This window comes from Enterobacter sp. RHBSTW-00975, from assembly GCF_013615235.1.
GTDB lineage: Bacteria > Pseudomonadota > Gammaproteobacteria > Enterobacterales > Enterobacteriaceae > Enterobacter > Enterobacter ludwigii.
The window spans coordinates 544,065-561,382 of record NZ_CP055883.1 but is presented as its reverse complement, the minus strand read 5'-3'; the positions used below and the strand labels follow the sequence as shown (position 1 = coordinate 561,382).

The following is a 17,318-nucleotide window of genomic DNA, read 5'->3' as shown; positions in this document are numbered from 1 at the left end:
ATGGAAAAAATAGCTGAACTTAAACGCGCCAAGCTGCTGGCGCTGTCGCTGCTGCTGATTGCCGCCGCGGCGTTTATCACCACCCTGTTCCTGCCGCAAACCTTCTGGGTGCGCGGCGTAAAGGCCATTGCCGAGGCGGCGATGGTCGGCGCGCTGGCGGACTGGTTTGCCGTCGTCGCGCTGTTTCGCCGGGTGCCCATCCCGTTTATCTCACGCCATACGGCGATCATTCCGCGCAACAAAGACCGCATTGGCGACAATCTGGGTCAGTTCGTGCAGGAAAAGTTTCTCGATACCCAGTCGCTGGTGGCATTGATCCGCCGCTATGAACCGGCACAGATGATTGGCACCTGGTTCAGCCAGCCCGACAACGCCCGGCGCGTCGGGCTGCATCTGATTCAGGTAATGAGCGGTTTTCTTGAACTGACCGACGACGGACGCATTCAGCGGCTGCTCAAACGGGCGGTGCACAAAGCCATCGACAAGGTCGATTTCACCGAAACCAGCGCGGTGATGCTGGAGAGCATGACCCGGAACAATCGCCATCAGGTGCTGCTGGACGCCATCATCAACCGCCTGATCGCGCTTATCCAGCGTGACAGCACGCGGGACTTTATCGCCGACCAGATTGTGCACTGGCTGAAGACCGAGCATCCGCGCAAGGCCATGGTGCTGCCTACCGAGTGGCTCGGCGATCAGAGTGCGGAGATGGTGTCGAATGCGGTGAATACGCTGCTGGATGATATCAGCCACGACCGCACGCACCAGATCCGCCAGGCGTTTGACCGCGCCACGCTGAAGTTTATCGACAACCTGAAAAACGATCCGGAAATGGCCGCCAAAGCCGATAACATCAAGCACTACCTGAAGAACGACGAGGCGTTTAACCGTTATCTGGGCGAGATGTGGGCCGACCTGAGTCAGTGGCTGAAAGCGGATATGCAAAGCGAGGACTCGCGCGTCAGGCAGCGCATCGCCAACGCCGGACTGTGGTTTGGCGAAACGCTGTCGAACGATGCCAGCCTGCAGGCATCGCTGAACGAGCATCTGGAGCAGGCGGCGCACCGCGTAGCACCGGATTTTGCCGCGTTCCTCACGCGGCATATCAGCGACACGGTCAAGAGCTGGGATGCCAAAGACATGTCGCGCCAGATTGAGCTTAACATCGGCAAAGACCTGCAGTTCATCCGTGTGAACGGCACACTGGTGGGCGGAACGATTGGCCTGATCCTGTTTTTACTCTCGCAATTGCCTGCCGTGCTCGCGCATTAATTCGCCTCAGGCGGCACGATCACATAGCGCGTAGGGGCAAAGCGATTGAGGATCAAATGCACCAGGAAGACCATTGTCAGGGTCGCCACCAGCGCAAAGGTCACCGAGGTAATGCGATAGAGATCGCTGAACACCAGGTCGCTGTCCGGGTGCATGTTCTGCCCGAACATAATGCCGATGGTGGTGATGCTGGAAAACCCGACCCCGGCGCCAACCTTCTCCATCACGTGCAGCCGCGCGCCAAATGCCAGCCCAAGGCCGATAAGCGGCATCATCAGCAGCATATGGCTGCTGTGATCGTAAAGGATAAGCTGGACGACCAGAATGTAGAGGCAGCCCAGCACCACGCCGACCACGCGCCAGAGGGAACTCATCACCGCGCCGCGATAGTGCATGGGAAACAGAATCAATACCCCGGCCATCAGCGCGGACAGTGAGTCGCTCAGGTCGCTTATCTGGAAGATGACGAAAATCAGGGTGGCAACGGTCCCGGAAAGCAGCGACTCGTGGCGCACACGGGCGTCATCTTTTTCAATCAGCGGCGGCGGCTTGCGCGGCTCCACGTCCGGCAGCAGGTAATTCATCAGCGCGCTCAGGCACACCGCCATAACGCTCGCTTCGATATTGGAAAACAGCAACGTATGCCAGTCGGTGGTGGGATAGCTCATAAAGTTGAGCATCACGCTCTGGCAGACCACGCCCATCGAACCAAACAGAAACAGCGGCCCCTTACTCATAAAGCGAAAACGCATGACGTACAGGGCGAACACGACTACCGTCATGATCACCGGCCATTGTGACAGATAGCCGATGATAATGACCATTTCAACGCAGTTAAGCGAGGCGCTAAAGATAAATTGCTTCGCCACGTGGCGGTTAAAGACCGGTACCAGCGACAGCAGCATGATGGGGTAGACCACGAAAAACACGCCGTAGTGAGTGTTGTAAAAACTCGAAATGCTCAGCGCAATCATGCCGGCAAAGACGATGCGCAGGGTCTGACGAAAGTCGTTTGCCGTATAGACGATGTTGCCGTGCGGGGTAAACACCCGCGCCAGAGTGTTAATAGACATAGTGCAGCAGGCTCACCAGGTGGATCTGCATCCCGGAGAAGAAGCGCGCAAACGGCCCTTCGCTGTTATAGAGCTGCACGGTGGCACGCGCACCGGTCGGAAGCTGCTTCGGCAGCGCCTCGTCCAGCGCCACGTGGATTCGCATACGCTGGGCATCACGAACCCACCGGTTGGAGGTTTCTGGCTCGGACAGCTCGCCGTTCACCGCTTCCTGTCCGGCGAGGATCCCCGCATCGCTGCTGGTCACATGCGCACGGAAGACGTGTCCCGGGAAGGCGTCAAACACCACGGCGGCATCGGTTCCCTGATGGGTATGGCGCAGGCTCTTCTCGCGGAAGTCGGCCACGATATCGGCCTGATTATTCACCAGCGCCAGCGCGGCCGAGCCGGAGGAGGCGTAATAGCCGGGGCTGAGCTGCAGGTTACTGACCGTGCCGTCCGCCTGGGCGTAAACCTTCGTCCAGCCAAGATTCAGTTCCGCTTCATCCAGCGCGTTGCGGTATTTCTGCAGGGTGACGTTGCGGTGTTCTTCCCGCTCACCGCGCTGAATGCGCAGGTTACGGATGTTCGCCTGCAGCGAACTGACGGACTGCTCGCTGCTCTGCCAGGTGGTCCGGACTTTATCCAGATCCGCCTGCGACACGTTCTGCAGCGTGCTGAGTTTCTGATAACGATCGTAGGTCACCTTGTCGTTACGCGCGGTCAGCACGGCGGTTTTCAGGCTGGCCTGTGCGGCCGCGATCTGTGCATCCAGCTGTTCGTTAGAAAGACGTGCCTGCTCCAGCGCGATTTGCGCTGCTTCCACTTTATTGCGAAACGGCGTGTCATCCAGCTCAAACAGCAGGTCGCCTCGCTTCACCTGGCTGTTGTTGTGTACATGGACAGCCGCCACGTAGCCGGAGACGCGCGGAGAAACCGGTGTCACCACGCGCATGACGGTGGAGTCCGGCGTCAGCGGGATCCAGATGTCCGCGACGACAAAGTAGACAAACATCAGCAGGAAAGAGGCAATACTTACCCTTACCCAGCGGGCAAACTTTTGTTCAGGAGTCATTATTTTTCGGTCTTGTTATCTTCTTCGCGGATTTTCCGCAAATTGCAGGCGATTTGATTCAATGTGGCGCTGAAAATATCGAGATGCTCCGGCGCGATGTTTTGCGATACGCGCGCCTGAAATGTCTCGATCACCCGGGAGAGCGTCCTGAGTACGGCGTTCCCCTCCGGCGTCAGCGTGAGTAGCCGGATACGCTTGTCATAAGGCGATACAGTGCGTAACAGGTAACCCTGTTTTTCCAGCTGTGTCAGCGTGCGCATCAGCGGCGGCAGTTCAATACCCTGCACCTCCGCCAGTTCACTCACCGAGACGTTATCCCCAAGCTGTTGAAGCTGCATCATCACCGTCCAGCTCGACTGGGTTAACCCGGTCTCGAGAATGGCGTCGTCAATCACGGCGCGCCACTGACGCACGATCATGGCCATCCGCATCCCCATCGGTCTGCGGCTAAACAGTTCTTCTTCACGCATGGGATATCCTCTCGTAACACGCGGTCAAGATAATAGTTACCAGGGTAAGTATCAAGAAACGAGAGACAAAAGAGCAGGAATTGCGAAAGACGAATGCCCTCTCCCGGTGGGAAAGGGCATCAAACCGCGGAGAATTTAGCGGCTAAAACGTTTTTTAATGGCAACGTTTCCCGACGCGGTGACCACCACGTCCCGATATCCCGTCACCCGCTGGATCCAGCCGTTGCTGTCCAGGTACGCGAGGAGCGCCGCGCCCGCCTCGCCCCCAAGATGAAACCGCCGCTCGCTCCAGTCAAGACAGGCACAGCAGGCCTTACGGCGCGGATTGGCGCTTAATGAAATACCGAGCGTCAGGAACTGTTCGCGTCCATACACGGTCAGGGCTGACCCGTCCCTCTCCAGCCAGCCCTGCGCCTGCATAAAATCATAGATTTGAACGGCCACCGTCCCTGCCAGATGGTCGTAACAGGTGCGGGCTTCACGCAGGGCTTTCGGGGCGGTGGTTTCCGGCGGGGTGATGCGGCTCCACGACAGCCCCATCATCTGCTCGACCAGTTCCGCCACGTCGTGTCCTGCCAGGCGGTAATAGCGATGCCGCCCCTGTGACAGGCAGGTAATCAGCTTTCCGTCCAGCAGACGGGTCAGGTGCCCGCTGGCGGTGGAGGGGGCGACATCCGCCGCCGCGCTCAGCTCGGTGGCGGTCCATGCCCTGCCATCCATCAGCGCACAGAGCATTTTCACACGCGACGGATCCGCCATGGCGGCGGCCACTGCCGCCATGGCCTGCTCCAGCAGCGCGCTGTTGTCAGGGGGTAAACGGGTCTTAAGCATTGACTGCCCATGGTCTGGTGATCTCTGCCGCCAGCTTATCATTATCCGTCAGCAGAATGAGGTGATTCGCATGGTCGCTGTACTGGGTCAGTACAGACACACCGTGAGCCGCTAACGCCGCGGCAATCTCGCCCAGCTCACCGGGGCGCGCCTGCTGCAGTTTTCTGATCAGCGGTTTACGGACTGACCGGACGTTAAACCCGCCCTCAAGCAGCACGCGACGGGCTTTTTCGCCCTCTTCCACCAGGAAATGGGCTTCGGTACCAAACACGCCACCGCCCTCCAGCCCCACACCATTGCGCCCAAGCAGCTGGCCGAATCGCGCCAGTTCCCCTGGCGTAGCGTCGAAAATCACATGAACGTCATACATCCGCATGCCCTCCGGTTTCTGAGGCGTATTCCCGCACCACCTGCGCCACCCGAATGCGGTAGTAGGTAAAGATGGCCTCCCGCCCCTCCCTCTGCGCCGCCTGATGAAAGACGTTCTGCTTCCAGCGGCGGACCGCTTCTTCGTCCCGCCACCAGGAGAGGGAGAGAATTTTGCCGTCGGTGGTCAGGCTCTGAAAACGCTCGATATCAATAAACCCGTCGATATCCGCCAGCAGGGGCTTGAGTTCGGCTGCGAGCTGCAGGTAACGCGCCTGGTGGGCAGGCGCGGTCTGGGCTTCGAAAAGGACTGCAATCATGGTTGTCTCTCCGTTGTGAGGGTGCGAAGAGCATGCAGGAAAGAAAATGCGGATGCTTCGGTGAAGGGCGAAGTATTGTCGCCCGCTTCCCGGGAGGGCGACAAACGGTTATCCCAGAATCGACTTCGGCTCCATAAACGCACGGATCCCCCACTCGCCCATCTCACGCCCCACGCCGGAGTGCCTGAATCCGCCAAACGGCGCTTTAGGCTCATGGGCCAGCGTGTTCACCAGCACGCGGCCCGCGACAATCTGCTGCGCCACGCGACGCGCACGTTCGACATCCCTGCCCAGCACCATCGCACTCAGGCCATACTCGGTGTCGTTGGCAATGGCGACGGCTTCGGCCTCGTCCTGATAAGGGATCACACACAGTACCGGGCCGAAGATCTCTTCCCGGGCAATCGCCATCTGGTTAGTGACGTCAGCAAACAGCGTCGGGCGCACAAACCAGCCGTCCTGCGTCCCTTCTGGACGCCCTTCCCCCCCCACCAGCAGGTTTGCCCCCTCGTCGAGACCTTTACGGATATAGCCCTGCACCCGCAGCCACTGTTTTTCACTGACCATCGGGCCAATTTCTGTCGCGTTATCCCGCGGATCGCCGGATTTCACGGCCGCGACGGCCTGCGCCAGCGCAGTTTCGATTTCCGCCTTACGCGACTGCGGTACCAGAATGCGCGTTCCGGCCACGCACGCCTGCCCGCTGTTCATAAACCCGGCCTGCACCACCAGCGGGATAGCCTGCGCCAAATTGACATCATCAAGCAGGATCGTCGGCGATTTACCGCCTAACTCCAGCGTCACTCGCTTAACACTCTGCGCCGCGTTGCGCAGTATCGCTTTGCCGGTAACGGTCGAACCGGTAAACGAAATTTTCGCCACGTCCGGATGGCGGCTGAGGGTCTCACCGACCGTATCGCCCCGTCCGGTGACAATGTTAAACACGCCCGGCGGTAACCCGGCATCGCGCAGCGCCTCGGTGACAATGCGGGTTTGCAGCGCGCTCATCTCGCTCGGTTTAATCACCGCCGTGCAGCCCGCCGCGAGCGCAGCCGCCAGTTTGCCGCAGATAAACCCCGCGTCGCTGTTCCACGGGGTAATAAGCCCGGCGACACCAAGCGGCGTCATCTGCACCGTTGCCGCCCCCGCCGTGGTCACAAACTCAAAGGCTTCCAGCGCCTCGATGGCCTGGGCAATGACATCTGCCGGGTAGCGGGCCATCCACGCCGAGCGCGAGGCTGGCGCGCCGTACTCTTCAATCACCGCGTCCAGCAGCGCATCATGACGGGCGGCCACGGCGGCATGCATGCGTTTCAGCGCGGCAATACGTTCCTGTCGGGGGGTTTGCGACCACGCCGGAAATGCCGCTTTCGCGGCCGCGATGGCATGCTCCGCGTCTACCTCATCGGCCAGGCGAACCTGGCCGATCACCCGCGCCGTCGCCGGATTGTATAAATCAAAACGTTCGGTGCCGTGCGGGGTAACAAATTCGCCGTTGATAAAGATCTGTTCGATGTTGTGCATATAAACCTCCTCAGGCTGTATGGACACAGTCTGGCACGGCTTCTCCGTTGCGATAATCCACGCTATGCTGCAAGGGTTGTTTCGATTTTCAGGATAATCTATGCATCGTTCGGGTCTGACAGAGCTGGAAGTGGTCATGGCGGTGGTGCGGCGCGGCAGTTTTCGCGGTGCGGCACAGGAGCTGGGCATGTCCGCCACGGCGGTAAGTAACGCTATCGCCGGGCTGGAGAGCCGCCTGGAGACGCGCCTGTTTAACCGCACGACCCGCAGCGTGGCGCTTACCGACGCGGGGCAGCGCTACGTGGCGCGTATCGGCCCGGCACTGCAGGCGATACGCCAGGCCAGCGAAGAGATCCACAGTGATACCGGCGAACCTGCCGGCACCCTGCGCTTAAACGTACCGAACCATATCGGTGCGCTCTTTTTGGATCAATTGCTGATCGACTTTATGATCCGCTACCCGAAAATGCGCGTCGAGACGCTAAGCGAAGCACGAATGATCGACATCGTCGCAGAAGGTTACGACGCTGGGATCCGTCTTGAAGAATCCGTGCCGCAGGACATGATCGCCGTGCCGCTGACCGGTGAGATCCGCCAGCTTGTCACCGCCACGCCGGATTACTTTGCCCGCCACGGCACGCCGCACACGCCGGAGGATCTGCTCTTACATCAGGGGATCGGTATGCGCATGGCGCACGGTGGGATCTACCGCTGGGAGCTGGCGCGTCACGGGGAACAGTACGCCCTGGCGGTACCGCCGCGCTTTGCCACGTCCGATCTCTTCGCCTCGATCCGGGCCGTGAAGGCGGGATTAGGGATAGGGTTTTTACCGGAACTGTATATCCGGGAAGAGCTTGAAAGCGGGGAACTGGTGAGCGTGTTAAACGACTGGACGCAGCCGTTTGCCGGGCTGCGCTTGTACTATCCGGGGCATCGCCACGTCCCGCCAGGGTTACGGGCGCTGGTGGCGATGATCCGTGAGCGCGGGGTTATTCGAGGTTAGCTTTATTCAGCCCGTAAGCCGCGTCCAGCGAGCCCGGCGCCATGCGGGACGTGATCCCCAGACGGTTCCAGGCGTTGATCGCCACAATGGCAAAGTTCAGCTCTGAAATCTCCACGTCCGAGAAGTGCTCCGCCACGCTGCGGTAGAGCGCATCGCTCACGCCATGCACGCTAATTTGCGTCAGCGCTTCGGCGAAGGCCAGCGCCGCTTTCTCACGGGCGCTGAACAGCGGGGACTCGCGCCATGCCGCGAGATGGTACAGACGCAGCTCGCGCTCTCCGGCGATTTTGGCCTCTTTCGAGTGCATATCCAGGCAGAAGGTACAGCCGTTCAGCTGTGAGACACGAATGTCGATCAGGTGCTTCAGCGCCGGGTCGAGAGAGGTTTTCGCCACTTCCATGCTCAGGTTGGACAGCGCGTTGGCGAGGGCAGGTGTGATCTTATGGTGGTTGACGCGAGTGCTCATTGTCTTTCCTCTTTTTTGTGCGGCATATGTCATGCGATGAGGACAATCTACGCGGATAATGACATAGTAAAAAGATACAAAAACCGTCAAACGAGGTAGGACATGAAGCCGGGCTATCACGCTATTTATACCCGCTATCGCGACAACATCACGCGTGGCGTGCTAAAGCCTGGCGACAAAGTCCCCGCCATTCGCGTGCTGGCGGAAGAGCTGAAGGTGGCGCGCAAAACCGTTGAAACCGCTTACGCCATCCTGACGGGCGAAGGGTATCTGGTAAGCCAGGGGGCACGCGGCACGCGGGTCAATCCGGACCTGTTACTGCCCGCGCAGCACGCCCCTGCGGAGCAGACCACCGGCACGCTTCCGGCCTCGCTGATCGGCCAGCGCGAACGGGCAGGTTTTCTGCGCCCCGGCATTCCCTCCCTCGACAGCTTTCCCTATAAAAAATGGCTGCTGCTTTCAGGCCAGGCGACGCGCGCCATGCGCCAGGAAGAGATGCTGAATCCGCCCGTGCTGGGCTGGTATCCGCTGCGCCAGGCGATTGCCAGCTACCTTAATATTTCACGCGGACTCGCCTGCACTGCCGAGCAGGTGCTGATCACCAGCGGCTACAGCGGTAGCCTGCGCCTGATCCTCGATACGCTGGCCAGCCGCAGCGACAAGGTGGTGTTTGAAGATCCGGGCTACTTTATGGGCCAGCAGTTGCTCAAGCGGATCGTGCCGCGCCTGCACACCGTGCCGGTCGATCGCGCCGGGATCGATACGGAATACCTGCTGCGCCACCATCGCGATGCCCGCTTCGCCATCGTCACCCCGTCGCACCAGAGCCCGCTGGCGGTCACCCTCTCTCTGCCGCGTAAACAACAGCTTCTCGACTGGGCGAGTCAGAACGAGGCCTGGATTATTGAGGATGACTACGACGGGGAATTTCACTACACCCGCAAGGTGCTGCCGTCGCTAAAAAGCCTCGACCGGCACGACCGGGTCATTTTTATGGGCACCTTCAGCAAAACCATTATGCCGTCGCTGCGCATGGGCTACGTGGTGATGCCCGCCAGCACCCTCGGGGCGTTTACCGACTGCGCGGACATCGTTACCAGCGGCCAGCCGGTGCTGACGCAAAAGATCCTCACCGCCTTTCTCAACGAAGGCCATTTTTTCCGACATCTTAAGAAGATGCGGGCCCTGTATCAGACCCGGCGGGAGTGGATGATTAAGGCTTTACAGGAGGTGTATGGCGACCTGTTTTTCACCGAGCAAAACGACGGTGGGATGCACATCGTGGCATTCCTTTCGAAGGGGAGTTGTGACCGGGAAATCGCGCACTGCTGGCAAGCGCAGCAGCTGCAGGTTAACGCGCTCTCGGAGTGGTATCGCGGCTCGGGCAAGCGGTACGGCCTGGTGATGGGCTATAACAATGTGCGCACGTATCAGGAGGCGGTGGCACTACTTGAAAGGCCAAAACAAGAAACGCTGGAATTACTACTCTGAAATCAGATAGCTATCCACGCCATAAAAGAACGTGATAAAGATACAATCTTGAGCCTTTTTTATATTTCTAAGGAAAAGAAAATGAAAGCCATTCTGGGATTTGACTACTTATTAACGCCACGCGTGCTGGTCTTCTTCTACTGGATCGTCATGCTGGTGATTTTGATTGCCGGCGTGTATTCCATGTTTACCGATCATCTGATCACCGGATTTATCGGGATGATTTTCAGCCTGATCGGCTGTCGCGTGACGTTCGAACTGATCATGGTTGCGTTTAAGAATAACGAATATCTGCGCCGCATCGCTGAAAACACCGCGGTGAAATCAGTCGAATAATCTCTCCGTTGCGCCGGGTAGGGGTTTCTCCTTACCCGGCCAGCGCCGACCCTGCCCGCTTACACATCATAGCGCGACAACCCGACATCCTTAAGCTGCTCGTCACTCATCTTACTCAGGATGCGACGGGTGCGGTGAATACGGTACCAATTGCGTAGCGTTTTGCCGATCCAGACAAAAACAATAAACGGACGTTTTGAACGGTTCTCGTAAAATTCCATGATGCTCTCCTCACTGTGCCAGTAGCGTTATCATCGTGGAATTCAGGGCGTACAATACAGATTCAAAAACATCTTTTGTTTAACATACAGATCCGCTAAAACTGTATCTGCATGCCGTTTTTTGCGGCAATCTGTACTGGTTTTACAATCTGTATGGTGAAAACAAAGGATACAGCATGACGCGCTACCAACATCTCGCCAACCTTCTGGCGGAACGCATTCAACAAGGGCTGTATCGCAGCGGTGAACGTCTGCCGTCGGTGCGCGCGCTGAGCCAGGAGCATGGCGTTAGCATCAGCACCATACAGCAGGCCTACCAGATCCTCGAAAATCTGCAGCTGATCACGCCTCAGCCACGCTCCGGCTATTTTGTCTCGCAACGTAAGGCCATGCCGCCCGTACCGGCAATGACGCGTCCGGTGCAGCGTCCGGTAGACGTCACCCAGTGGGATGAAGTGATGATGCTGCTGGATGCCCGTGCCGACAAAGAGATGATCTCCTTTGGCGGCGGCTCGCCGGACGTCAATCAACCGAGCCTGAAACCGCTGTGGCGTGAAATGAGCCGCATCGCGCAGCACAATCCGGGCGAGATGCTGAGCTATGACGTGCTCGACGGTCGGCTCGAGCTGCGCGAGCAGATCGCACGGCTGATGCTGGACGGCGGCTCTACCGTGGCCGCGAATGAGATTGTCATCACCAATGGCTGCCACGGCGCGCTGTCGATTGCCCTGCTCTCGATATGCAAACCGGGCGATATTGTGGCCGTGGAATCTCCGTCGTTTCACGGCACCATGCAGATGCTGCGCGGGTTCAACATCAAAGCCATCGAAATTCCCACCGATCCCGAAACCGGGATCAGCATTGAAGCGTTAGAGCTGGCGCTGGAGCAGTGGCCCATTAAAGCGGTGATCCTGGTGCCCAACTGCAATAACCCGCTGGGTTTTATCATGCCGGAAGCGCGGAAGAAGCAGGTGCTGGCTCTCGCCCAGCGGCACGATATCGTGATCGTGGAGGATGATATTTACGGCGAGCTGGCGGCGGAATACCCGCGCCCGCGCACCATTCACTCCATGGACATTGATGGCCGCGTGCTCCTGTGCAGCTCGTTTACCAAGACCGTGGCACCGGGCCTGCGCGTCGGCTGGATTGTGCCGGGGCGCTATTACGACCGGGTGATGCACATGAAATACGCCGCAGGCGGCTTTAACGTGCCGGGAACGCAGATGGCGGTGGCGGCGTTTATTCGCGACGGCCATTATCATCGTCACGTTCGCCGTATGCGCCAGATTTATCAGCAGAATATGGAAACCTATACCTGCTGGGTGCGGCAGTACTTCCCGGCGGAGATCTGCGTGACGCGTCCGCAGGGCAGTTTTTTGCTGTGGGTGGAGTTACCGGAAAACGTCGACATGGTGTGCGTCAGCAAGCAGCTGTGCCGGCTGAAGATCCAGGCGGCAGCCGGGTCGCTGTTCTCTGCGTCCGGCAAGTACCGCAACTGCCTGCGGATCAACGTTGCGTTACCGCCAACGGAGAAGCATCGCGAGGCGCTGAAGAAGATGGGTGAGGCAATTGTGATTGCGATGGAGGAGTAGTGCGGCCTGATGCCCTCCTCCACCAGGCCGGGCAAGGCGTCACCGCCGCCCGGCACTGTCACCGACTCAAAACGTCCATGAAACGCTGCCAACGATACTGCGTTCCGCGCCGAAATAGCAGTAGGAGAGCGAGTTACACGCCGCCACATAGCGTTTATCGGTCAGATTATTGACGTTCAGCTGCGCGCTCATACCCGTGAGCCCCACCTTCGACAGGTCATACCCCACCACCATATCCACCAGCGTATACGACGGCAGCGTATGGGTGTTCTGGCGATCGCTGGTAATGCCGTTGACGTAACGAACGCCGGAGCCGACGGTCAGGCCGTCCAGCGGGCCCGTTTTCACGTCGTAGCTGAGCCAGGCACTGGCCATATTCCGCGGCGCATAGACGGCGCGCTTGCCCTCCTCTTCCGGGCTGCTCTTCTTGTAGCGAATGTCGGTATAGGTATACGCCGCCTGCATGCGCAGGCTGTCGGTCAGTTGACCCACCGCTTCCAGCTCAACGCCCTCGGACTCGATCTCACCGATGGAACGGTACGGATCGGTCGGCTCCTCTTTGGTGGCGATATTCTTCTGGTTGATGCGGAACACCGAGGCGCTGAACTGGCTGTTCATCCCCTCGGGTTCATACTTCACGCCCGCTTCCCACTGCTTGCCTTTCATCGGGTCCAGAATGTTGCCCTGCTCATCGGCGAAGCTGGTCGGCGTAAAGGCCGTGGAGTAGCTGACGTACGGCGCGACACCGTTATCAAACAGATACAGCAACGCCGCGCGGCTGCTGACGTTGTTCTTATCCAGGTCGCTGCGGGTATGGTTAACGTTATCAACGTTCGACACGCTTACCTGGTCATAGCGCCCGCCCAGCGTCAGGCGCCAGCAGTCAATGGACATCTGATCCTGCAGGTAGTATCCGGTCTGGCGCAGCTTATGTTTTTCCTTGCTGTACTGGGTGATGTAATCCGGTTTCGCACCGTAAACCGGGTGGAACGCGTCGATGGGCGGGAAACCGCCGTAGTAGCCGGTCACGTTATTGGTACGGTCCTGATAATCCAGGCCAATCAGCACGCGGTGGTTAACTGCCCCGGTATCGAAACTGCCGTCGACCTGGTTATCCAGCGTGATGGCATTCATCTTCTCGTCAGAACCAGAATAGCCGCGGTTGAGCTCGGTATCGTTCAGCCAGCCCGCGGCATATACCTGATTCAGCTCCACTTTGGTGTGCAGATAGCGCAGCTTCTGGCGCACCGTCCAGCCGCTGTCGAACATGTGCTCAATGTTGTAGCCCACCATGTTTTCCCGACGATCGTACTTGTCGTAATCATCCTCACCTTCAAAGAAGGTGTTGGTGATTTTCTTACCGTTATGCGGCACCACGGTGCCGTCATAAGGCAGGCCGGAGTGGCTCCCCCCTTCCGGATCGCGGTGCAGATAGGCCATCAGATCCAGACGCGTGTTATCAGTGATGCGCCAGGTCAGGCTCGGCATCAGCGCGTAGCGCGCTTCCTTCAGCGGATCAAACTGGGAATCGGCATAGCGGGTCATCCCGCTGAGGCGCACCGCCACGCGGTCGTTATCATCGACCGGACCGGTAACGTCGAACATCGCCCCGCGCTGGTTATTGTTCCCGGCAAATAGCTTAATCTCCCCGCCCGGATCGAACGACGGCTTGCGGGAGGTCAGCGCCACGATACCGCCCGGCGATGAACGGCCGTACAGCACGGAGGCCGGGCCACGCACCACCTCGATATTGTCGAGGAACCAGGGATCCACCACCAGCGAGCTGTGAGAGTTGGTGTCTCCCATCATCTTCAGGCCGTCGAGGTAGACATTATCCAGACTGCCGTCGGAGAAACCGCGCAGCACCATGTAGTCGAAGCGGTTTGACGCGCCAATCTGGTTGCTGTAAACCCCCGGCGTATAACTCACCGCCTGGCGCACGCTGGTCGCGCCCTGCTCTTCAAACTGCTCGCGGGTAACGATAGAGACCGACTGCGGAGTCTCTATATCCGGCGTTTCAAGCTTGGTGGCAGCAGATTGCATCTGCGACGTGACCACAACGGTGTCCGTTTTTTGGGCATCCTGCGCCAGTAAAGGAAAAGCGACGCTACCGGTAACCCATCCCACCAGCAGTGCCAGACGTGACTTAGCAAACATAACCCTCTCCAAAGGTATTTCTTATTGTTAATAAGAATTATTACCTTTTTGAGAGGGCAAACAGCTATGCGCGCCGCCAGGATACGTATGCGCGGTGCTAAACCGCACGGGTTGCGTTCGCGCGAAGAGAGAAAGTAGGTTAGCGGCGTTTGCGCACGTCGCCCGGTGCAATACCGTAATGGCGACGAAACGCGGTAGCGAAATTGGTGGCGTGCTGATAGCCACACATCCACGCCGCCTGCTGCACGCTATAGCCTTCAAGCAGATAGCGACGCGCCAGCGCGAGCCGACACTCGCGCAGGTAATCGAAAAGGGTGCAGCCGTAGCGTTGACGAAATTTGCTGCGCAGGCTGCTCGGGCTCATGGCGGCGAGGGCGGCCAGCTGCGCAAGAGTATGATCCTGCTCCGGTGATTGTTCCAGCCTGCTGCGCACGCGTTCAAGACGCGCATGTTCAGGCCGGCACGGGAAGGATTGCTGGCGCTGCGCCAAACCCTGGCCCAGAAGCTGATACATCAGCCCTTCCAGCAACAGCTGACGGGATAACGCGCTTAGACCCTGCTGCTGAGCATGCTGGATCCCCGCAAGGACAAACTCAGGAACGTGCCAGACCAGGGTGGGCGCATTCAGGCTTTGCCATTCCTGGAGCAGCGACTCAAGCAGGGTCTCGCGCCTGGCATCGTGTGGGAATAGACCAAACGAGAGCGTTTTCAGCGTGCTGTCGGCATCGTGACGCGCGCACATTATCTGCTCTTCACTCAGGCGGGAGCTGAAGGCCATGCCGGATCGTACGACATATTCAACGCCATTGAGCGCGATCGTGACGCCCCCTTCCAGCACCACCAGCATATAGAGTGGGCTGCTATGGCGAGAGGTGGTTTCGTAAGGTTGTAAAACGCGAACGTTGGAGTGGGTCAGTGAAATGCCGGATGAAAGCGTCATCTCTTCCACATTCCCCTGCAACACGGCGCGGTTGTTGACCTGCGCATCTTTTAACTGCGGGAACCGGTAGTCGATGCCGTAGCGCTCACCGAATATCTGAAAATCCTCAACAAAAAACAGGCGTTTCGCTGATCTATTTTCACGCTGGAGCATATGACGGTGCCTGCATCGGGGAAAGGACAAACGAAACAGTACCATTCATTGGTGGTGGCAGCAATCACTGGGCATAAAACGTATTACGCTCCGGTCTGAGCCGGAGCGAAGAAATATATTTCAGTTAAAGAGATATATTTATGCTTGCTGCCACTCAGCAAAAACCTCTTTATGGTTTTTGGTCAGGACAACTTTATTATCATCCACTTTGTCCACCCAACCGAGCGGTATAAAGTGGTGCTTCCCACCGGATTCCGGATCGCTTTTCGCAAGCTTGATGCGCTCACCATCCAGATGGTCCACAACACCGACGTGTGTTCCGCAGCTGGCGACAACCTGAGCGTGATCCATAATTGCGTTTTTATCTACCATAATAATTCTCCCGTTTTGGTTATTTGGCCGTTGCACGGAATTAACTGTAGCGCATAAATTTGACTTGCGGGCGCTTATTAGCATTTTGAAACATCATTGACACAACAGGATATTATGGCTACCGCGAGGCATAGCGAAGCATAATGAAAAAATAAGAATAAGATGAATTATTCTCGACGTTTATTTTTTATTTCATAATTACATTATCGCAACCAACGAGGAGGCATTAATGACGATTCGTAATATTCGTAATAATCGTACAGAAATTTCACTGGCTCTTGGTGAAGCGGTTTTAGACATTGTGCAAAAAGGCCACGAGCTGTCGCGTGAAAATCTGGCGCAGGCGATGAAAACAAAAGCAGAGAAGGAGCGCGACGATGAGCGGCTCCTGAATTACTGGAAAGCCTGTAATATGCTGGTCTGAACGAGGCGGCGTTTAGCCTGGCTAAACGCCGCCAGCCGTTACTCGTCGAAGAACCAGTAGCCCTGGTTAATCAGTCCGGTCAGTTCGTCAATAAACGCCGGATTGTTCAGCGCCTCGCCCAGCTCAGCCTGGCCGAGTTCCGTGTAGCGACACAGCACGTCCGCAGCCTTCGCATCTACCGTTTCCAGCAGTTCGCTGTTGATGAAGACGCTGCCGTTGATATTCAACACGCGCAGACCGCTCAGGCGAGACAGCGTTTCGCCACCCTGCAATGCATCAAGCACTTCTTCTGCCGTGTACGGCGGTTCCGCGGTGGCAATATCCAGCTCATGGCGCGGCGTCGAGACAAAGCTACCGAACCATTTCGTGAAATCATCAGGCTTGCTGATCATGTCGATCATCATCTGGCGAATACGATCCAGCTCGTACTGTTCCACGCGTCCAGGGTGTTCGCGGCAGGTCAGATCCGGATCGCTGTAGTGCTCGCCGCCCAGATCGTTTTCCAGCGCGTAATCGGCAAAGCTGCTGATCAGATCGCGGCCGTTCGGCCCGCGGAAACCGACGGAGTAGTTGAGCGCCGTTTCGTGGGTAAAGCCGTCGTGCGGGAAGCCTGGTGGAATGTAGAGGATATCGCCCGGGGCCAGATCTTCGTCGATGATCGGCTCAAACGGATCAACGTGCAGCAGTGCCGGATGCGGGCAGAACTGGCGCATTGGCAGCTTGTCACCCACGCGCCAGCGGCGGCTTCCCATCCCCTGAATGATAAACACATCGTACTGATCGATATGCGGGCCCACGCCGCCGCCAGGGACAGAGAAGGAGATCATCAGATCATCCAGACGCCAGTCTGGCAAGACGCGGAACGGGCGCACCAGCTCCGCTGCAGGCATGTGCCAGTGGTTCACCGCCTGCGCCAGCAGCGACCAGCCGGTTTCGCCCAGGCCATCGAAGTGCTCAAACGGACCATTGCTGGCCTGCCATTTACCGTTGGAATGGCTGACCAGACGGCTATCGACTTCAGGCTCCATCGCCAGCCCTGCCAGTTCGTCCGGGGTAATCGGGTCGACAAAATTGGGGAAGGCATTTTTCAGCACTACGGGTTGTTTCTGCCAGTATTTTTCAAGAAATTCCGGCCAGTTCAGGTTCAGTTGATACGCCATGGGTAGCACCAGTGAGAGGGTAAACAGGCGCGATTATAGGGGAGACGGTCAAGGGGGAACTTGTCATGGGTCAAACGAGAGGAGAAGGCCGGC

General features: G+C 58.1%; 19 protein-coding genes. 6 read left to right on the top strand and 13 right to left on the bottom strand.

Going from position 1 to position 17,318, the window contains the following annotated elements; translation table 11 throughout:
• On the top strand, positions 1-1,272 hold the full coding sequence (locus HV340_RS02680; RefSeq protein WP_063925684.1) for a DUF445 domain-containing protein: 1,272 nt from the start codon (positions 1-3) through the stop codon (positions 1,270-1,272).
• Here HV340_RS02680 and HV340_RS02675 read toward each other — a convergent pair.
• The 7 genes from HV340_RS02675 to HV340_RS02645 all read right to left on the bottom strand — a co-directional run bounded on the left by HV340_RS02675 (position 1,269) and on the right by HV340_RS02645 (position 6,910).
• Entirely contained in the window at positions 1,269-2,345 is a 1,077-nt protein-coding gene (locus HV340_RS02675) for a DUF2955 domain-containing protein (RefSeq protein ID WP_063925685.1), read from the bottom strand. The two genes, HV340_RS02680 and HV340_RS02675, sit on opposite strands and share 4 nt — an antisense overlap.
• A complete protein-coding gene (locus tag HV340_RS02670) occupies positions 2,335-3,402 on the bottom strand; it encodes an HlyD family secretion protein (protein WP_086533213.1) in 1,068 nt (355 codons plus the stop codon). The genes HV340_RS02675 and HV340_RS02670 overlap by 11 nt, the downstream gene beginning before the upstream one ends.
• Entirely contained in the window at positions 3,399-3,869 is a 471-nt protein-coding gene (locus HV340_RS02665; RefSeq protein ID WP_025205651.1) for a MarR family transcriptional regulator, read from the bottom strand. The genes HV340_RS02670 and HV340_RS02665 overlap by 4 nt, the downstream gene beginning before the upstream one ends.
• A gap of 135 nt (positions 3,870-4,004) precedes the next feature.
• Positions 4,005-4,700 carry a winged helix-turn-helix domain-containing protein gene (locus HV340_RS02660; protein WP_063925686.1) on the bottom strand — a complete coding sequence of 232 codons (696 nt, stop codon included), beginning with the start codon at positions 4,698-4,700 and terminating at the stop codon, positions 4,005-4,007.
• The gene (locus tag HV340_RS02655; protein WP_041162412.1) at positions 4,693-5,070 is read right to left on the bottom strand and encodes a hypothetical protein; all 378 of its coding nucleotides are present in this window, start codon (positions 5,068-5,070) and stop codon (positions 4,693-4,695) included. Before HV340_RS02655 ends, HV340_RS02660 begins: the two co-directional genes overlap by 8 nt.
• A complete protein-coding gene (locus HV340_RS02650) occupies positions 5,063-5,386 on the bottom strand; it encodes an antibiotic biosynthesis monooxygenase (protein WP_063925687.1) in 324 nt (107 codons plus the stop codon). The genes HV340_RS02655 and HV340_RS02650 overlap by 8 nt, the downstream gene beginning before the upstream one ends.
• 108 nt (positions 5,387-5,494) lie before the next feature.
• On the bottom strand, positions 5,495-6,910 hold the full coding sequence (locus HV340_RS02645; RefSeq protein ID WP_063925688.1) for an aldehyde dehydrogenase family protein: 1,416 nt from the start codon (positions 6,908-6,910) through the stop codon (positions 5,495-5,497).
• A 100-nt stretch (positions 6,911-7,010) separates the two neighbouring features.
• Between HV340_RS02645 and HV340_RS02640 the strand changes: the two genes are divergently transcribed.
• Positions 7,011-7,913, top strand: a complete 903-nt coding sequence (locus HV340_RS02640) for a LysR family transcriptional regulator (RefSeq protein WP_020885327.1) — start codon at positions 7,011-7,013, stop codon at positions 7,911-7,913.
• On the opposite strand, the gene HV340_RS02635 is transcribed toward HV340_RS02640, so the two are convergent.
• Complete coding sequence (locus HV340_RS02635) at positions 7,900-8,379, bottom strand: carboxymuconolactone decarboxylase family protein (protein WP_032679560.1); 480 nt, start codon at positions 8,377-8,379, stop codon at positions 7,900-7,902. The genes HV340_RS02640 and HV340_RS02635 overlap by 14 nt on opposite strands.
• 102 nt (positions 8,380-8,481) lie before the next feature.
• Here HV340_RS02635 and HV340_RS02630 point away from each other — a divergent pair, with 102 nt between their 5' ends.
• Both HV340_RS02630 and HV340_RS02625 read left to right on the top strand, forming a co-directional pair.
• The gene (locus tag HV340_RS02630; protein WP_014168459.1) at positions 8,482-9,870 is read left to right on the top strand and encodes a PLP-dependent aminotransferase family protein; all 1,389 of its coding nucleotides are present in this window, start codon (positions 8,482-8,484) and stop codon (positions 9,868-9,870) included.
• An 81-nt stretch (positions 9,871-9,951) separates the two neighbouring features.
• Positions 9,952-10,206, top strand: a complete 255-nt coding sequence (locus HV340_RS02625) for a DUF4282 domain-containing protein (RefSeq protein WP_020885330.1) — start codon at positions 9,952-9,954, stop codon at positions 10,204-10,206.
• A 59-nt stretch (positions 10,207-10,265) separates the two neighbouring features.
• On the opposite strand, the gene HV340_RS02620 is transcribed toward HV340_RS02625, so the two are convergent.
• A complete protein-coding gene (locus tag HV340_RS02620; RefSeq protein WP_014168457.1) occupies positions 10,266-10,427 on the bottom strand; it encodes a DUF1127 domain-containing protein in 162 nt (53 codons plus the stop codon).
• A 176-nt stretch (positions 10,428-10,603) separates the two neighbouring features.
• Between HV340_RS02620 and HV340_RS02615 the strand changes: the two genes are divergently transcribed.
• Positions 10,604-12,019 carry a PLP-dependent aminotransferase family protein gene (locus HV340_RS02615; RefSeq protein WP_014168456.1) on the top strand — a complete coding sequence of 472 codons (1,416 nt, stop codon included), beginning with the start codon at positions 10,604-10,606 and terminating at the stop codon, positions 12,017-12,019.
• A gap of 66 nt (positions 12,020-12,085) precedes the next feature.
• Here HV340_RS02615 and foxA read toward each other — a convergent pair whose 3' ends face one another.
• The 3 genes from foxA to HV340_RS02600 all read right to left on the bottom strand — a co-directional run bounded on the left by foxA (position 12,086) and on the right by HV340_RS02600 (position 15,641).
• Positions 12,086-14,194 carry a ferrioxamine B receptor FoxA gene (foxA, locus tag HV340_RS02610; RefSeq protein WP_181216541.1) on the bottom strand — a complete coding sequence of 703 codons (2,109 nt, stop codon included), beginning with the start codon at positions 14,192-14,194 and terminating at the stop codon, positions 12,086-12,088.
• A 121-nt stretch (positions 14,195-14,315) separates the two neighbouring features.
• Positions 14,316-15,269 carry an AraC family transcriptional regulator gene (locus HV340_RS02605; RefSeq protein WP_020885333.1) on the bottom strand — a complete coding sequence of 318 codons (954 nt, stop codon included), beginning with the start codon at positions 15,267-15,269 and terminating at the stop codon, positions 14,316-14,318.
• A gap of 138 nt (positions 15,270-15,407) precedes the next feature.
• Complete coding sequence (locus HV340_RS02600) at positions 15,408-15,641, bottom strand: DUF2171 domain-containing protein (protein ID WP_020885334.1); 234 nt, start codon at positions 15,639-15,641, stop codon at positions 15,408-15,410.
• A gap of 229 nt (positions 15,642-15,870) precedes the next feature.
• Between HV340_RS02600 and HV340_RS02595 the strand changes: the two genes are divergently transcribed.
• Positions 15,871-16,065, top strand: coding sequence for a DUF2767 family protein (locus HV340_RS02595; protein ID WP_020885335.1), 195 nt, complete (start codon positions 15,871-15,873; stop codon positions 16,063-16,065).
• A gap of 38 nt (positions 16,066-16,103) precedes the next feature.
• Here the strand turns inward: HV340_RS02595 and HV340_RS02590 are convergent, their stop codons facing one another.
• Positions 16,104-17,225 carry a cupin domain-containing protein gene (locus HV340_RS02590; RefSeq protein WP_032679556.1) on the bottom strand — a complete coding sequence of 374 codons (1,122 nt, stop codon included), beginning with the start codon at positions 17,223-17,225 and terminating at the stop codon, positions 16,104-16,106.
• Positions 17,226-17,318: the final 93 nt, after the last annotated feature.

What these genes read in the sequence shown, in the direction of transcription:
- HV340_RS02600 (WP_020885334.1), bottom strand. Translation starts at nt 15,641, where the DNA reads ATGGTAGATAAAAACGCAATTATGGATCACGCTCAGGTTGTCGCCAGC.
- HV340_RS02640 (WP_020885327.1), top strand. Translation starts at nt 7,011, where the DNA reads ATGCATCGTTCGGGTCTGACAGAGCTGGAAGTGGTCATGGCGGTGGTG.
- HV340_RS02625 (WP_020885330.1), top strand. Translation starts at nt 9,952, where the DNA reads ATGAAAGCCATTCTGGGATTTGACTACTTATTAACGCCACGCGTGCTG.
- HV340_RS02605 (WP_020885333.1), bottom strand. Translation starts at nt 15,269, where the DNA reads ATGCTCCAGCGTGAAAATAGATCAGCGAAACGCCTGTTTTTTGTTGAG.
- HV340_RS02645 (WP_063925688.1), bottom strand. Translation starts at nt 6,910, where the DNA reads ATGCACAACATCGAACAGATCTTTATCAACGGCGAATTTGTTACCCCG.
- HV340_RS02665 (WP_025205651.1), bottom strand. Translation starts at nt 3,869, where the DNA reads ATGCGTGAAGAAGAACTGTTTAGCCGCAGACCGATGGGGATGCGGATG.
- HV340_RS02630 (WP_014168459.1), top strand. Translation starts at nt 8,482, where the DNA reads ATGAAGCCGGGCTATCACGCTATTTATACCCGCTATCGCGACAACATC.
- HV340_RS02615 (WP_014168456.1), top strand. Translation starts at nt 10,604, where the DNA reads ATGACGCGCTACCAACATCTCGCCAACCTTCTGGCGGAACGCATTCAA.
- HV340_RS02590 (WP_032679556.1), bottom strand. Translation starts at nt 17,225, where the DNA reads ATGGCGTATCAACTGAACCTGAACTGGCCGGAATTTCTTGAAAAATAC.
- HV340_RS02620 (WP_014168457.1), bottom strand. Translation starts at nt 10,427, where the DNA reads ATGGAATTTTACGAGAACCGTTCAAAACGTCCGTTTATTGTTTTTGTC.
- HV340_RS02650 (WP_063925687.1), bottom strand. Translation starts at nt 5,386, where the DNA reads ATGATTGCAGTCCTTTTCGAAGCCCAGACCGCGCCTGCCCACCAGGCG.
- HV340_RS02655 (WP_041162412.1), bottom strand. Translation starts at nt 5,070, where the DNA reads ATGTATGACGTTCATGTGATTTTCGACGCTACGCCAGGGGAACTGGCG.
- HV340_RS02675 (WP_063925685.1), bottom strand. Translation starts at nt 2,345, where the DNA reads ATGTCTATTAACACTCTGGCGCGGGTGTTTACCCCGCACGGCAACATC.
- HV340_RS02635 (WP_032679560.1), bottom strand. Translation starts at nt 8,379, where the DNA reads ATGAGCACTCGCGTCAACCACCATAAGATCACACCTGCCCTCGCCAAC.
- HV340_RS02660 (WP_063925686.1), bottom strand. Translation starts at nt 4,700, where the DNA reads ATGCTTAAGACCCGTTTACCCCCTGACAACAGCGCGCTGCTGGAGCAG.
- HV340_RS02595 (WP_020885335.1), top strand. Translation starts at nt 15,871, where the DNA reads ATGACGATTCGTAATATTCGTAATAATCGTACAGAAATTTCACTGGCT.
- HV340_RS02680 (WP_063925684.1), top strand. Translation starts at nt 1, where the DNA reads ATGGAAAAAATAGCTGAACTTAAACGCGCCAAGCTGCTGGCGCTGTCG.